The sequence below is a fragment of the Chitinimonas koreensis genome, assembly GCF_014353015.1.
Lineage (GTDB): Bacteria > Pseudomonadota > Gammaproteobacteria > Burkholderiales > Chitinimonadaceae > Chitinimonas > Chitinimonas koreensis.
On the sequence record NZ_CP060704.1, the window covers coordinates 5,191,706 to 5,205,544 of the forward strand.

The following is a 13,839-nucleotide window of genomic DNA, read 5'->3' on the forward strand; positions in this document are numbered from 1 at the left end:
CCGCTCAGTCCGCCGGCATCAGCACGCCATCGCGGTAGCGCACCCGCCGCCCCAGCCAGGCCGGATCGGCCTCGGGCAGCACCGCCGACGGCTTGCCCAGTTCGCGCAGCAGCGTGGCGCCATGCGACAACCGGCCGCCCATGCGGGCGATGACGGCATGCGCGGCGCGGTAATCGGCATAGCGGCCCGGATCGAGCGCGTCTTCGAGCAGGATGTCGCGGCCCAATATGCCCTCCGCGCCGCCGGGATGGATCACGAAGCCGGCGGCCTGGTTATCGTCGCGCCGGCCGTCCTGCCAGAAGCCGCCGCGGCGGTCGCGCAGCGCCGGGTGCGGCGCGAACCAGGCGGCCCGGTCGGCCGCCGGCATGGCGTGATGCAGGCGGAAGAAGATGCGCATCAGGTTGTCGCGGTACCACTCGCGCAATTGCAGGTAGTAGCCGCGCAAGCCCGGCAAGCCCAGCCGGTGCGCCAGCCGCACGGCCGACGGCCAGGCGGGCCGCGGCTGCAACGGCAGCTCGGCGGCGGGCGGTCGCGGCGTGGCCGGATCGGTCTCCCACGGCAGCCGGTGCGGCGCGTCGGCCAGCGCGCGATAGACCGTCGGCGGCGTGCCGAGCCACGCGCCGCCGCTGCCGGCCAGCGCCGTACCGATGCACAGATTGCCCTGCACCACAAAAACGTAGAAACGGACGAACCAGTCGGCCAGCGCCTGGCCATCGGCACCGGCCGACTGCAAGGCAGCCAGCTCGGCATCGAAGCGGTGCAGGCCCGGCTCCAGCTCCGCCAGCGCCGCGCGGCTGGCGGATTGCATGCGGCGGAACAGCGGCAGGCTGCGCAACAGCCGGCCGGGCCGCCAGGGCAGCGCCGGCACGCTGCCGCCGATCTCGCCGGCGTAGGCGCGCGACGGCAGGCCCCAGTCGGCCAGGCGCGCCAGGAACAGATCGTCGTTGATATAGCTGGCACCGCCGAAGCGCGCGGTGAACGGCTCGTTGTCCGCCAGCACGCGCGCGTCCCAGCGCGCCATGACCGCCGGGATGCTGGCCGCCGCGCGGCGCTGGGCGTATTCCACCAGCCGGCTGGGCTGCGGCGGCAGGATCTCGCCGATGTTGGCGCTGGTGAGGTGCCGGCGCCAGCCGTAGTCGCTGATCGGGCGATATTGCAGCAGCCACAGCCGCTCGCCGTCCCAGGCCCACTCGATGTCGCCAGGCACGTAGTGGAAGACCCGCAGCACCGCTTGCAGGAAGCCCCACAGCGCGCCGCGGCCCAGCCCGTGGCCCGGCCGGAAATCGCCGTCCGCCCACTCCCCGCCGAGCCGCGACAGCACCGCCCGTTGCGGCTCGGCGCGGCCGTCGGCCAGCGCTTCGAGATGGCCCTCGACCCATTCGACCTCGGCCGCCAGGTGGCGTACGAAGGCGATGCCCGACAGCCGCGGCTCGACGAAGCGCTGCACCACCACCGCTTCGACGCCTCGGCGCTTCAGCATCTCGACCCGCGCCGCCACCTCGGCGGCCGGCACGCGCAGATAGGTGGCGCTCAGGCCGGCGTTGGCGCGGTCGGCCTGGTCCTCGGCCGCGCTCGACGAACGCACCGCCCAGCGCGCGCCGGAGTGGCCAGCCAGCAGCGGAGCCAGCCGCGCATCGGCGGCATCGGCCACGGTGATCGCCGCCGGTACCGGCAGGCCGGCCAGCGCCGCCAATTGCAATCGGCCACCCTTGCCGTGGGCGACGAAGCCGGCCTCGCCCGCCTCCAGCCAGGCGGCGAAGGCGGCCGGCGCGTCGATCCACGGGTAGTGGCCCCAGCCGGCGCGCAGGTCCACCGTCAACGCCGCCCGCGCCAGGATGGCCGACCAGGCCGCCGCCTGCTCGCGGCCGAGCACGGCGTCGGCCTCGCCCCACACCAGCTCGACCGGGTCGGCGATCCATTCGAGCAGGGGCAGCGCGGTATCGGCCCGGACTAGGTCCCAATACGGCAGGAAGGCACGGCAGCGCGCATAGCCGCGCCCCATGCGGCGGTATTGCGCCGCGCTCCAGCGCTGCGCCGAGAACTTGCGGGCGAACAGCCGCGGGCAGTGGCCGAGCAGCAGGTGCGCCAGCTTGCGTACCGGCCAGGGCGACATCAGCGCCGGCAGCCGCCGCTGCCACAGGAAGGCGCCGACCGGCGCCAGCAGCACGGTGCGGGCGAAATGGCCGGGCCGGCGCTGCAAGGCATGCAGCACCACCAGCGCGTTGACGCCGACGGCGAAGATCGCGCCGCCCGGCGCGGTCTGCGCCAGCAGCGCCTCGGCATAGGCGGCCAGGTCGGCCAACGGCGGCTGCGGGTTGTCGCCGAAGCCGGGCAGCTCGATCGGCTGCGGCCGGTAGCGGCGGAAATGCGGCAGGACGTCGTCCCACCAATCGGCGGCGCCGCCGTTGCCGGCCAGCAGGTACAAGGTCTGGGTCATGGCATTCGCTCGGGCGAATCGGCCGCGGCGCGGCCGGATCACCGGATGTTCAGGTCCCGGCCGCAGCGCGCGGCCGTTCGAGGTAGCGCTGCAGGGCGGCCAGCCGGCGCCGCGTCTCCCAATCGAATTAGGCGGCCATCAGCGGCTCCAGCCAGCGCCAGCCGCGCGCGGCCTCGATCCGGTAGCGGAAGCGCGCCTCGACCAGGCCGTCGCCGCGCGGCAGGTAGGCCCAGGTGCCGGCGAACGCAGCCAGGCAGCGCGGTCCGTCCACCATGGGATGGCGGCGCGTTCGGGCGGCCTCCAGGCCAGGTATTCGACCCGCATGCGCAGGCCATGCCTGGCGGTGACCGTCACCACGCCGTCGGCCGCGCGTTCGAGCCGCGCGGCGAACGGATCCCAGTCACGGCGGCGCGCATAGTCCTGCGAGGCGGCGAAGGCCTCGGCCTGGCCGGCGCGGAGGGTGGCGCGTCGTTCGACGATCGGCATCTCAATCCTCCTGCGCCAGCAGCCAGCCGGTGTAGTGCAGCAAGGGCCAGCGCCCCAACCGATGGCGACGTCGAAATGGAAACGCTCGCCCACCGCCCATTCGCGCGCCAGTACCCGCAATCCCAGCCGGGCCGGCAGCGGCAGGCCCAGGCAGCGCGTGGTGCGGCTGATCTGGTGCAGCGTTCCGGCCTCGACCTGGTTGTCCAGCCGCAGCGACCATGGCCCGAACGATTCGACCAGGCCGGCCGCGTCGGCATGCTGATGGGAATGCATGCGGCGGCCGGCGAAGTTGCGCTGCCAGCATTCGCCGCCGCCCTGCTCCGCCAGCACCACCTCGACCGGCTGCGCCTCGCCCTCGCGCGGCAGGCGGCCGAGCCGCAGCAGGGTCCGCAGCAGCGGCTGCTCGCCCCAGGCGACGCGCGTCTCGCCGCGCCAGGCCAGGCCCGGCGTCGAATGGAAGCGCTGCAGCAGCGGGTCGAGCCGGCCGAAATCGTCGCCGAGCAGGCGGAAGTAGAGCGGAGACAGGGTCTGCAAGGCATTCTCCCCAGTCGGAACGTGGGCGCGGCGGCAGGCAGGACCGGATCGGCCCTCGCGCGGGCCGCGAACGTCTCATCCGCGGCCCTGGGCTCAAGCCGGCCGTTTCAGATCAGGTCGCGCAGCGCGCCGGCCAGCGTCGGATGGCGGAAGGCGAAGCCGGCTTCGAGCAGGCGGCGCGGCACCACGCGCTGGCCGTCGACGAACAGCTGCGCCATTTCGCCGAGCGCGAGCCGCATCGGCCAGGCCGGCAGGTGCAGCCAGACCGGGCGGCGCAGCAGGCGGCCGGCGGTGGCGGCGAACTCGGCCTGCGGCACCGCCTCGGGCGCCACCGTGTTGTAGACGCCGCGCATGCTGTCGTCGGCCATCGCGCGCGCCAGCAATTGCAGCAGGTCGTCGCGGTGGATCCAGCTCATCACCTGGCGGCCGTCGCCGATGCGGCCGCCGAGGCCGAGCCGGTGCGGCAGCAGCAAGGGCGGCAGCGCCCCGCCAGGGCCGAGCACCAGGCCCAGCCGCAGCACCACCAGCCGCGGGCCGTGCGCCGCCACGGCGCCGGCCATCGCTTCCCAGCGCGCGCACAGCTCGGTCATGAAGCCCTCGCCGGCCTGGCTGTGCTCGTCCAGCGCCTCGTCGGCCGGCCGCACGCCGTAGAAGCCGATGGCCGAGGCCTGCAGCCACACGTCCGGCTTGTGACAGGTCCGGCCCAGCCAGTCGAGCAGCGCGCGGGTGGTGCCGAGCCGGCTGCCCAGCAACTGGGCCTTGCGCGCGTCGGTCCAGCGCGGTCCGACCACCGGCGCGCCGGCCAGGTTGACCACCGCGTGGAAGCGTTCCTCCTGGTTGAGCAGCGCCAGGTCGCGCACGCAGCGGGCGCGGCCGCCGAAGGTCCGGGCCGCGGCCTCGGGGTCGCGCGCCAGCACGGTGACGGTGTGGCCGGCATCGAGCAGCTGGCCGACCAGCGCCTGGCCGATGAAGCCGGTGCCGCCGCTGACCAGCACGTTGCGATAGGGCAGGCCGGCGAACGGGTTGTCCGCCGCCGGTGCGGCCGCCGCAGCCCGGCCGAGCCGGCGCGCGGCCAGGCCGTCGCGCAGGCCCGACAGCGCCACGCCGACGCCCATCGCCGCCAGCGCCCAGCCGCGCCAGCCGAGCTCTGCCGGCACTAGCGCGCTCGGCAGGCTCCACCACTGCGCCAGCTGCCAGGCATACAGGCCGAACAGCGCGCCGCCGTTGATGGCCAGCACGGTGTGCAGCACGCGTTCGCTGGCCGGCAGCCGGCGGCTGCGGTCCTCGATCACGAAATCCCACAGCGTGAGGCCGACCTCGACCAGCACCAGCGCGGCGACGGCCAGCATCCAGCCGCCGTGGAACTGCAGCAGGCCGATGGCGGCGAACAGCACGCCGTAGAGCAGCGCGCGCAGCGAATGGATCTGCAGCTCGCGCCGCGCGCCCGGCCGGCGTGGCAGGGCCTCGCTCAGCTCGTGGTGCCAGATCGTGTCGAACGCGCCGAGCAGGCCCTGCAGCAGCAGCAGGGCGACGGCGCCGTCGAGCGGGTCGAAGGTCATGATCGCGGTCCTTTCTTTCTCTTATGGAATTCAGTCCTGATTCGGCGCGTTTCGTTGCCGGCCGCTACATCGGCTTGTGCACCATCAGCCAGTACACGACCAGCAGCCCGCCGAAGGCCGGGAAGCCGAGCACGGTCCAGATGCGCTCGTAGCGCCAGTAGCGCGCGGGCAGCGCGGTGCCGTCGCGGGCGGCGAGCGCGGCCATGTCGCGCATGCGCAGCTGCAGCCACACCACCGGCAGCCAGCAGGCGCCGGCCAGCGCGTACAGCGCCAGTGACCCGGCGATCCAGGGCGCATCGAGCGGCCAGCCGGCCTGGCGGATCATCCACAGCCCGCTGAGCGGCTGGACGATGACGGCCGGCGTGGTGAACCACCAGTCGGCGCGCGCCACCCAGCGCGTCACCACGGCGATGGCCTGGACGTTGCCGCTGCGGTTGGCGAAGAACATGTAGAAAGCGGTGCCGAAACCGGTGCCGAACATGAAGGTGGCCGACAGGATGTGCAGCCATTTGAGGGTGAGGTAGTCCATGGTCGGGCTCCGGGGTCAGCGATGCGGGCGCGGCGTGGCGGCGGCCAGCAGGCCGAGCCAGGCGAGGATGGGCAGGTTCTTGCTCAGCGGGCCGAACGGGTGCAGCCACCACTGCGGCAGCCGCAGCGCGATGAAGATGCTGTAGGCCAGCACCAGCGCGATCTGGACTTGCCATAGCCGGCGGGTGGGCCGCAGCAGCGTCAGCGCGCCGAGCAGCGTGTCGAGCGCGATGCCGGCCAGCAGCGCCGGCATCCGCCAGGCCTCGGGCAGGCCCGCCGCGGCCAGCAGGCGCAGCCCCTCGTCGCGCTGCGCCCACGACACCCAGGCAGTGAACAGCCAGACGAAGGCGAGCGCCAGCCGAGCCAGCGGCAGCCACAGCGCCAGCAGCGCTTCGCCGCGCAAGGCGGGCCGGGTGAAATCGGCCGGATCGCGCAAAGGACGGCCAACCCGCTCGCGGGCGACGGCCGGGTCGGCCCGGCTGCCGGCGCGCAGCATGGCCAGGCTGTCGGGCCCGACCAGGCTGGCGGGCCAGTGCGCCAGCACCCGGCCCGCCAGCGCGACCGTGCCAGCCGGCAGGCGCAGCACCGGCGCCTGCGCCAGGCCCATGCCGCGGCGCAAGGCTTGCAGGTAGTCGGCCCAGGCCAGCGCGCGCGGCCCGACGGCTTCGATCACCCGGCGGCCGGCCGCCGTCGCCGTCAGCAGCCGCAGCAACAGTTCGACCAGGTCGTCGAGATGGATCGGCTGCACCGCGCCGGCATCGGCCGGCACCGCCAGCACGGGCATGGCCGCCAGCCGGCGGAACAGCGTGCTGCTGGGCCCGGCGTCGGCATACACCAGCGAAGGCTGCACCACCGCCCAGTCGAGCGGCTGCGCCATCAGCGCCGCATCGCCGGCGGCCTTGCTGCGCCAGTAGGCGGTGGCCGCCGCGGGCGCCGCGCCGAGCGCGGAGAGCTGGATCGCCCGGCCGACGCCGGCTTCGGTGCAGGCGGCGAACAAGGCGGCCGGCGCGCGTTCGTGCAATGCCTCGAAAGTCTGCCCGTCCTGCTCGCGCAGGATGCCGACGCAGTTGACCACCGCCTCCACGCCGGCCAGCAGCGGCAGCCAGTCGGCCGGCGTCGTCAGCGTGGCCAGGTCGGCGGCCTGCCAGCGCAGGCGCGGGTGCGCTTCGGCCGGCGGCCTGCGGCACAGCGCCGTCACCGCGTGGCCGTCGGCCAGCAAGCGTTCCAGCAAGGCCCGGCCGATCAGGCCGCTGGCGCCGGTCAGCAGGATGTGCATGGCGATCTCCGTTTATTTCTGTATAGACAGAAATACATGGACGAAAAACTAGCGCAGCCGGGCATCGCAGACCCCGTCCCGGCAGTCGGCATAACCGAACCAGCGGCTGGCGCGATAGCGGTTGCGGGCGAACCAGCGATAGGCGCGGCGCCACAGCGGCTTGCTCCAGCCCACCGTCAGCGGCCACACCAGCCAGCCGCGGCCGACCGCGCGGTAGGCGGCGGCGATGCAGTCGATGCCGACCAGCAGCCGGCCGGAGGCGTCGACACCGTGCAGCTCGGCGTCCATCGCCGCCAGCGTGGTGCCGTAGGCGGCCGCGTCGAAGCCCTCGCCGTGCATGTCGCGGAAGGCCAGCCGGCCGGCGCGGTCGCGCCCGGCCAGCCTGCGCATCTCGGCGACGCAGAGAGGGCAGCGGCTGTCGTAGAACAGGGTGAGGGTGGCGGTCATGGCAGATCCTGGGGATGGTCGGCGGCGAATTGCTCGATCAGCGCGATGGCGCGGCGGTACTTGGCCACCCGCTCCAGGTCGCGCTCGGTCGGTGCGGCGATGCGGCCGAGGTCGCAGTTGTCGCGCAGGTCGGCCAGCTTGACGCGGCGCGCCAGCGGATCGGCGGCGGCGCGCAGCACGAAGTCCTCGTAGCTTTCGCCGTCGCGCCGCGTCACCGCCTCGACCGCGGCCACCACGGCGGCGCTGAAGCCTTCGGCCCGCAGCGCCTCGGCGGTCCAGCCACAGTCCTCGACCACATCGTGCAGCACCGCGACGATGCGCTCGTCGTTGTGCCCGAGCGTCAGCATCAGCCGCAGCGGATGCAGGATGTAGGGCGCGCCGGCCTTGTCGACCTGGCCGGCGTGGGCGCGGGCGGCCAGTGCAATGGCGTGTTCGAGGGTGCTCATGGCCGTTCTCCGGTTCGTGCTCAGAGGGTGTCGTCGGCTTCGTCGGGACTGAGGAAGCGCGCCACCTTGCCGCCCATCTTGAGGAAGCGCTGCAAGGTGGCCGGTGGCAGGCCCTTGAAGTCATCGTAGGCCTTCATCAGCAGCTCGAGAAAGGCCAGCACCTCGTCCATCTTGGCGCGGCTGGCGGCCTCGAGCAGGTGGTCGCCGTCGGCTTCGAGCCGGCATTCGCGCAGCACCGACAGGGTCGGGTCGAGCTCGCGCTTCTTCCGCTCTTCCATGATCACGCGGAAGATTTCCCACACGTCCTGGTGGGCGACGAAGTGGTCGCGCCGATCGCCCATCACGTGGGTCACCCGCACCAGCCCCCAGCTCTGCAGCTCCTTGATGCTGGTGCTGACGTTGGAGCGCGCCACCGTCAGCGTGTCGCTGATCTCCTCGGCGTGCAGCGGCCGGTTGGCCAGGAACAGCAGCGCGTGGATCTGCGCCACCGTGCGGTTCACGCCCCAGCGCGTGCCCATCTCGCCCCAGTGGAGGATGTATTTCTGCGTGGTCGGGCTGAGTTGCATGGCGGTTCCGTCATTAATTTCTGTCGTTACAGAAATTAAATAACACCATAAGCCGAAGGTCAACGGGAAACGAGATTTCACCGCGGAGGACGCCGAGGCCGCGCAGAAAACACCCGCAGCCCGGCCAGTCCGATCGGAACCGCAGGAGCGGCTTCAGCCGCGAATCGCCGGGGATCGATGAGGCGGATGGGCCGATCCACCGCGGCCCCCGCCCGAACGCCTTCCTCCGCGCCCTCGGCGTCCTCCGCGGTGAATCATGCCCGCATGCTCAGCGCGCTGCCGCCCGTCTCAGGCCCCAGGCCGCCAGCAGCCCGATCGCCGCCAGCGCCAGCGCCGCCGCATTGCCCCAGCGCATGTACGGCGTCTCGCCCTGCATGCCCTGCACCGTGGCGTAGAGGATGCCCTCGACGCGTTCGGGCAGCTTGGCCTGGTAGCGGCCGTCGGGCCCGATCGCCGCGGTGGTGCCGCTATTGGTCGCCCGCAGCATCGGCCGGCCGGTCTCGCGCGCGCGCGCCTGGCTGATCTGGCCGTGCTGGGCCAGCGCCACCGAGCCGTCGAACCAGGCCAGGTTGGACAGGTTGAGCAGGATGGTGGCCTGCCGCGCATTGGGCAGCAGCTCCTCGCCGAACACGTCCTCGTAGCAGATGTTGGCGGCGATGCGCTGGTCGCGCACCTCGAGCGGCACCTGCACCGGTCCGCCCGACGAGAAATCGGACAGCGGCATGTGCAGCAGATCCTGGTAGACCCAGCCGAACAGCCAGGGCAGCGGCACGAATTCGCCGAACGGCACCAGGTGGGCCTTGTAGTTGGCCGGCCGCTTCGGATCGGTCAGCAGCACCGCGCCGTTGTAGTAGCGCTGGCTTTTCGCATCGAGCCGCGGCACGCCGGTGATCAGGTCGGCGCGCTGCTGCCTGGCGTGGCCGATCAGCATGTCGAGGTAATCGTCGGGCACCTCGTGCAGGAAGATCGGCAGCGCGGTCTCCGGCATCACGATCAGGTCGGCCTCGCTGCGCTTCACCAGCGAGTAGTAGGTGCGCAGGTTGTAGATCAGGTCTTCCATGCCCCACTTCTGGTTCTGCGGGATGGCGCCCTGCAGCAGCGCGACCTTGAGCGGCTTGCCGGCCGGCTCGGTCCAGCGCAGTCCGCCCAGGCCCCAGCCGGCCAGCAGCAGCAAGGCGGCGGCCAGCGCCGGCAGCCAGTCGCGGCCGCTCGGCCGGCCGGCCAGCAGCCAGGCTGCCGCGCCGGCGATCCAGGCCATCAGGCCGCCGACGCCGTAGACGCCGATCAGCGGCAGGAAACCGGCCAGCGGCCCGCCCGGCAGCTGGCTGTAGCCGACCGAGGCCCAGGGGAAGCCGGTGAACAGCCAGCCGCGCAGCCATTCGCCGAGCAGCCACAACGCCGGCAACGCCGCCAGCAGCAGCGCCGCGCGCGATTCGCCGGCCCAGCGCCGGGCGGCCCAGGCCACCGCGGCCGGGTAGAGCGCCAGGAAAGCGGCCAGACCCGCCACCGCCAGCGCGGCCAGCAGCGCCGGCATGCCGCCGTAGGTGTGCAGGCTGATGAAGATCCAGTGGATGGTGGCGGCGAAATAGCCCAGGCCCCAGGCCCAGGCCTTGAAGGCGGCACCGCGCAGCGTCGGCGCGCGCTCGACCATGCAGAACAGCAGCGCCAGCGCCAGCAGCACCAGCGGCCAGGAGAAGAACGGCGCGAAGCCGAACACGGCGATCGCGCCGGCCAGCGCTGGCGGGATCGCCCGGCCGATCAGCCGGGCGGCAGCGGCGGCGCGGCTCACGCTTCGTCCGCCGGGACCGGGGCCTCGCGCTCGACCAGCAGCGAGTAGACGCGGCGGCTGTCGGCGCGCAGCACGCGGAAGTGGAAGCCGTCGATGCTGATCGCGTCGCCGCGCTTGGGCACGCGGCCGAACTCGGTCACCACCAGGCCGCCGACGGTATCGATGCCGTCGGGCGCGTAGGCGCTGCCGAGCACCGCGTTGAGGTCGCCGACCGGCGTCATCGCCTTGACGCGCCAGCGGCCCTGGCGGTCGGGCCGGACATTGTCCTCGCTGTCGTCCTCGTCGTACTCGTCCTCGATGTCGCCGACGATCTGCTCGACCACGTCCTCGATGGTGACCAGGCCGGCCACGCCGCCGTACTCGTCGACCACGATGGCCATGTGGTTGCGGTTGGCGCGGAATTCCTTGAGCAGGACGTTGAGGCGCTTGGATTCGGGGATGAACACCGCCGGCCGCAGCATCCGGCGCAGGTCGAACTGCTGGCTGGCGTAGTAGCGCAGCAGGTCCTTGGCCAGCAGGATGCCGACGATGTTGTCCTTGGAGCCTTCGTAGACCGGGAAGCGCGAGTGCGCGGTGTCGATCACGTAGGGGATGAAGTCCTTGGGTTCGGCCGCCAGGTCGATGGCGTCCATCTGCGCGCGCGGCACCATCACGTCGCGTACCTGCAGGTCGCCGACCTGCAGCACGCCCTCGATCATCTCGAGCGCGTCGGCGTCGAGCAGGTGGCGCTCGAAGGCCGAGTGCAGCAGTTCGACCAGCTCTTCGCGGTCTTCCGGCTCGCGCAGCAGGAAGGCGGTCAGCCGCTCCAGCCAATTGGGTTTGTGGTTCGAATTGGGCTTGGGCGGGCGACTAGGGGGTAAGTCCATGAGGGGGAGGGAAAAATGACAACCCCCGGATTATAGCCGGCCGGCCCCGCCGCGGCGTGACCGCAGCGTTGCAAACGGAATGCCGGTCAACGGCCGACAGAAAAAATGCTTCACCGCAGAGGACACCGGGAACCGCGGGTCACCGCATCGCGCGGAAGCGCTCGTCCTCCCTGCCCTCGGCGTCCTCTGCGGTTGAAAGGCGGCGCCCGATGTCCCGCGATCCAGGTTCAGCGCGTCTCGTAGAACTCGATCGGCAGGCCGTCCGGATCGGCGCAGAAGGTGAAACGCGCGCCGGTGTACTCGTCGACGCGGATCGGCTCGCAGGCCACGCCGAAGGCCGCCATGCGCGCCACCATGGCGTCGAGATCGGCGACGCGGAAGGCCAGGTGGCGCAGGCCGCGCGCCTCGGGCCGGCTCGGCCGCGGCGGCGCGGCCGGAAAGGTGAACAGCTCGAGCTGGCCGCCGTCGGGCAGCTTGACGTCGACCTTCCACGAATCGCGTGGGGCGCGATAGTGCGCCGCGATCTCCTCGCCGCCGAGCGCCTCGAGGTAGAAGCGCCGCGCCGCGGCCAGGTCCGACACGATCAGCGCGACATGATGGAAGCCGGCGATCACGCTCAGGCGGCCGGCTCGCTCTCGATCGGGCCTTTCTCGCCGGCGTACGGGTCGGGATAGCCGAGCCCCTGCAGGATGGCCGTCTCGAGCGCTTCCATCGCCTCGGCTTCGACTTCGTCCTCGTGGTCGTAGGCCTGCAGGTGCAGCATGCCGTGCACCACCAGGTGAGCCCAGTGCGCCTCGAGATCCTTGCCCTGCTCCTCGGCTTCGCGCGCCACCACCGGTGCGCACAGCACCACGTCGCCCATCACCATGCCTTCCATGCCCGGCATCGGCTCGCCGTCGTTGAAAGCGAAGCTCAGCACGTTGGTGGCGTAGTCCTTGCCGCGGTAGTCATTGTTGAGCGCGCGGCCTTCGGCCTCGTCGACCACCCGCAGCGTGACCGAGGCGTCGACGCCGGCCTCGAGCGCGGCCGCCACCCAGCGCCGCAGCAGCTTCTTGGCCGGGACGCCGCGGGGCTTGACGGCGTACTGCACGCTCAGGTCGAGCGAGCCTTCGGGATCTCGATCAGCGGTTGCGCTTCGTCGACCTCGACCGCGACGCGCACCACGTTGGCCGCACCGGGCCGCAGCAGCAGCCGCGCCGGCCGCGCCTCGTCGCCGGGCGTGCCGATCAGCAGGCCGTCCTCGTCGTCGAGCAGCAGCTGCAGCACCGCGCCGTCGGCCAGCACCAGCTTCAGCTCCTGCGCCTTGACGCGCTTTTCCTTGCCGTCGGCATCGATCGCGTAGACCGCGACCCTCGTATCGTCCTGCTTCTTCATCTTCATGTTCGGGATTCCTGCGCCGGGCGGCGCTCGATGGGACTGGACGGATCGGCTCAGGCGGCGTCGCCGGCCGCGGGCGCAGCGCCGTCGGCGGCCGCGGCACCGGCGGCCGTCCTGCCTTCCCGCTCGCTGCGCGCCGCGGCGGCCTGCCGTTCGTGCTTCTCGTAGGCGTCGACGATCTTCTGCACCAGCGGGTGGCGCACCACGTCGTCGCTCTTGAAATGATGGAGGGCGATGCCGCGCACGTTCTGCAGCACGCGCTGGGCGTCGATCAGGCCGGATTTCTGGTTGCGCGCCAGGTCGATCTGGGTCACGTCGCCGGTCACCACCGCCTTGGAACCGAAGCCGATCCGGGTCAGGAACATCTTCATCTGCTCGGGCGTGGTGTTCTGCGCCTCGTCGAGGATGATGAAGGCGTGGTTCAGCGTGCGGCCGCGCATGAAGGCCAGCGGCGCGACCTCGATGATGCCGCGCTCGAACAGCTTGGTGACCTTGTCGAAACCCATCAGGTCGTACAGCGCGTCGTACAGCGGCCGCAGATAGGGGTCGACCTTCTGCACCAGGTCGCCGGGCAGGAAGCCGAGCCGCTCGCCGGCCTCGACCGCCGGCCGCACCAGCACCAGCCGCTTGACCAGGTCGCGCTCGAGCGCGTCGACCGCGCTGGCGACTGCCAGGTAGGTCTTGCCGGTACCGGCCGGGCCGATGCCGAAGGTGATGTCGTGCTCCTGGATCGCCTTCAGGTACTGGTTCTGCCGCGGCGTGCGGCCGCGCAGGTCGGCGCGCTTGGTCAAGAGCGCCGGCATGCCGTCGTCGGCGACCGCGTCGGCCGGGTGGGCGACTTCGATCAGGCCGAGCTGGATCTCCTCGATTTCGATCGGCCGGCGCGAGATCGAGTAGAAGCGCTCGAGCAGCTCGGCGGCGAGCTTGGTCTGGGCGATGCGCCCGGAAATGCTGAAGTGCTCGGCCCGGCGCGCGATGTCGACCTCGAGGCCGTTCTCGATCTGGCGCAGGTTCTCGTCGAGCGCGCCGCACAGGTTGGCGAGGCGCGCATTGTCGATCGGTTCGAAGCTGAGTTCGCGGGTGGCGTGGCGGGTCGTCATGCTCGGGGGAGGGTCTTCTCGTGGCTGCGCTGGGGGTGGCCGATGATACGGCGGTAGCCCAGCCCTTCGTAGAAATGCATGGCCGGCACCGCATTGGTATACAGCACCAGCCGGCGGAAACGGCCGGCCGCGGCGGCTTCGATGGCGGCGATCAGCGCGTGGCCGACGCCGTGGCTGCGCGCCTCCGGGTGGACGTAGACGCGCCGCACCCGGGCGAGGCTTGCGTCGTCGCAATCGCGGTTGAGCCCGCCGACGCCGGCCAGCCGGCCGTCGAGCCAGACCGCGTAGAAAGCTTCGCCGTCCTGGTCGAAGCGGTTGTCGCCGCAGCGCCAGTCGTCGACCAGCCGGCGCAGGAAGCGGAAGCCTTCCGCCTCGCCCAGCGCGCACAGGGCTTCGATGCCGTCGGGCAGGGCCGTCACTGCTGCGAC

The 13,839-nt window shown here is 72.0% G+C and carries 15 protein-coding genes; all 15 read right to left on the reverse strand.

The features are described from left to right. Positions 1 to 4 precede the first annotated feature (4 nt). The gene (locus tag H9L41_RS22075; protein WP_028447793.1) at positions 5 to 2,437 is read right to left on the reverse strand and encodes a PEP-utilizing enzyme; all 2,433 of its coding nucleotides are present in this window, start codon (positions 2,435 to 2,437) and stop codon (positions 5 to 7) included. A gap of 138 nt (positions 2,438 to 2,575) precedes the next feature. Next, complete coding sequence (locus H9L41_RS22080) at positions 2,576 to 3,457, reverse strand: DUF4166 domain-containing protein (RefSeq protein ID WP_187523596.1); 882 nt, start codon at positions 3,455 to 3,457, stop codon at positions 2,576 to 2,578. 107 nt (positions 3,458 to 3,564) lie between these two features. Next, positions 3,565 to 5,016 carry a TIGR01777 family oxidoreductase gene (locus tag H9L41_RS22085; protein WP_034607962.1) on the reverse strand — a complete coding sequence of 484 codons (1,452 nt, stop codon included), beginning with the start codon at positions 5,014 to 5,016 and terminating at the stop codon, positions 3,565 to 3,567. Positions 5,017 to 5,080: 64 nt separating this feature from the next. Beyond that, positions 5,081 to 5,545 carry a DUF2269 family protein gene (locus tag H9L41_RS22090; RefSeq protein WP_028447796.1) on the reverse strand — a complete coding sequence of 155 codons (465 nt, stop codon included), beginning with the start codon at positions 5,543 to 5,545 and terminating at the stop codon, positions 5,081 to 5,083. Between the two features lie 15 nt (positions 5,546 to 5,560). Next, positions 5,561 to 6,820: an SDR family oxidoreductase gene (locus H9L41_RS22095; RefSeq protein WP_028447797.1), complete on the reverse strand. Its 1,260-nt coding sequence runs from the start codon at positions 6,818 to 6,820 to the stop codon at positions 5,561 to 5,563. A 48-nt stretch (positions 6,821 to 6,868) separates the two neighbouring features. Beyond that, positions 6,869 to 7,267: a thiol-disulfide oxidoreductase DCC family protein gene (locus H9L41_RS22100; RefSeq protein WP_028447798.1), complete on the reverse strand. Its 399-nt coding sequence runs from the start codon at positions 7,265 to 7,267 to the stop codon at positions 6,869 to 6,871. Beyond that, the gene (locus H9L41_RS22105) at positions 7,264 to 7,713 is read right to left on the reverse strand and encodes an HD domain-containing protein (RefSeq protein ID WP_051319361.1); all 450 of its coding nucleotides are present in this window, start codon (positions 7,711 to 7,713) and stop codon (positions 7,264 to 7,266) included. Before H9L41_RS22105 ends, H9L41_RS22100 begins: the two co-directional genes overlap by 4 nt. A gap of 20 nt (positions 7,714 to 7,733) precedes the next feature. Then, positions 7,734 to 8,279 carry a GbsR/MarR family transcriptional regulator gene (locus H9L41_RS22110; protein ID WP_028447800.1) on the reverse strand — a complete coding sequence of 182 codons (546 nt, stop codon included), beginning with the start codon at positions 8,277 to 8,279 and terminating at the stop codon, positions 7,734 to 7,736. Positions 8,280 to 8,547: 268 nt separating this feature from the next. Further along, complete coding sequence (gene lnt / locus H9L41_RS22115) at positions 8,548 to 10,068, reverse strand: apolipoprotein N-acyltransferase (RefSeq protein WP_051319362.1); 1,521 nt, start codon at positions 10,066 to 10,068, stop codon at positions 8,548 to 8,550. Continuing rightward, positions 10,065 to 10,934, reverse strand: a complete 870-nt coding sequence (locus tag H9L41_RS22120; protein ID WP_028447801.1) for a CorC family transporter — start codon at positions 10,932 to 10,934, stop codon at positions 10,065 to 10,067. The genes lnt and H9L41_RS22120 overlap by 4 nt, the downstream gene beginning before the upstream one ends. 227 nt (positions 10,935 to 11,161) lie before the next feature. Then, positions 11,162 to 11,548, reverse strand: coding sequence for an SMU1112c/YaeR family gloxylase I-like metalloprotein (gene gloA2 / locus H9L41_RS22125; protein WP_028447802.1), 387 nt, complete (start codon positions 11,546 to 11,548; stop codon positions 11,162 to 11,164). A 2-nt stretch (positions 11,549 to 11,550) separates the two neighbouring features. Then, complete coding sequence (ybeY, locus tag H9L41_RS22130; protein WP_265583878.1) at positions 11,551 to 12,024, reverse strand: rRNA maturation RNase YbeY; 474 nt, start codon at positions 12,022 to 12,024, stop codon at positions 11,551 to 11,553. Positions 12,025 to 12,026: 2 nt separating this feature from the next. Continuing rightward, complete coding sequence (locus tag H9L41_RS22135) at positions 12,027 to 12,314, reverse strand: hypothetical protein (RefSeq protein WP_187523930.1); 288 nt, start codon at positions 12,312 to 12,314, stop codon at positions 12,027 to 12,029. A gap of 50 nt (positions 12,315 to 12,364) precedes the next feature. Beyond that, positions 12,365 to 13,411: a PhoH family protein gene (locus tag H9L41_RS22140; protein WP_051319364.1), complete on the reverse strand. Its 1,047-nt coding sequence runs from the start codon at positions 13,409 to 13,411 to the stop codon at positions 12,365 to 12,367. Next, the gene (locus H9L41_RS22145; RefSeq protein WP_028447804.1) at positions 13,408 to 13,830 is read right to left on the reverse strand and encodes a GNAT family N-acetyltransferase; all 423 of its coding nucleotides are present in this window, start codon (positions 13,828 to 13,830) and stop codon (positions 13,408 to 13,410) included. Before H9L41_RS22145 ends, H9L41_RS22140 begins: the two co-directional genes overlap by 4 nt. Between the last annotated feature and the right edge of the window lie 9 nt (positions 13,831 to 13,839).

Bases quoted from the DNA above. Each gene is read 5' to 3' on its own strand.
- H9L41_RS22075 (WP_028447793.1), bottom strand. From the start codon at position 2,437: ATGACCCAGACCTTGTACCTGCTGGCCGGCAACGGCGGCGCCGCCGAT.
- H9L41_RS22085 (WP_034607962.1), bottom strand. From the start codon at position 5,016: ATGACCTTCGACCCGCTCGACGGCGCCGTCGCCCTGCTGCTGCTGCAG.
- H9L41_RS22090 (WP_028447796.1), bottom strand. From the start codon at position 5,545: ATGGACTACCTCACCCTCAAATGGCTGCACATCCTGTCGGCCACCTTC.
- H9L41_RS22095 (WP_028447797.1), bottom strand. From the start codon at position 6,820: ATGCACATCCTGCTGACCGGCGCCAGCGGCCTGATCGGCCGGGCCTTG.
- H9L41_RS22100 (WP_028447798.1), bottom strand. From the start codon at position 7,267: ATGACCGCCACCCTCACCCTGTTCTACGACAGCCGCTGCCCTCTCTGC.
- H9L41_RS22105 (WP_051319361.1), bottom strand. From the start codon at position 7,713: ATGAGCACCCTCGAACACGCCATTGCACTGGCCGCCCGCGCCCACGCC.
- H9L41_RS22110 (WP_028447800.1), bottom strand. From the start codon at position 8,279: ATGCAACTCAGCCCGACCACGCAGAAATACATCCTCCACTGGGGCGAG.
- H9L41_RS22120 (WP_028447801.1), bottom strand. From the start codon at position 10,934: ATGGACTTACCCCCTAGTCGCCCGCCCAAGCCCAATTCGAACCACAAA.
- H9L41_RS22135 (WP_187523930.1), bottom strand. From the start codon at position 12,314: ATGAAGATGAAGAAGCAGGACGATACGAGGGTCGCGGTCTACGCGATC.
- H9L41_RS22140 (WP_051319364.1), bottom strand. From the start codon at position 13,411: ATGACGACCCGCCACGCCACCCGCGAACTCAGCTTCGAACCGATCGAC.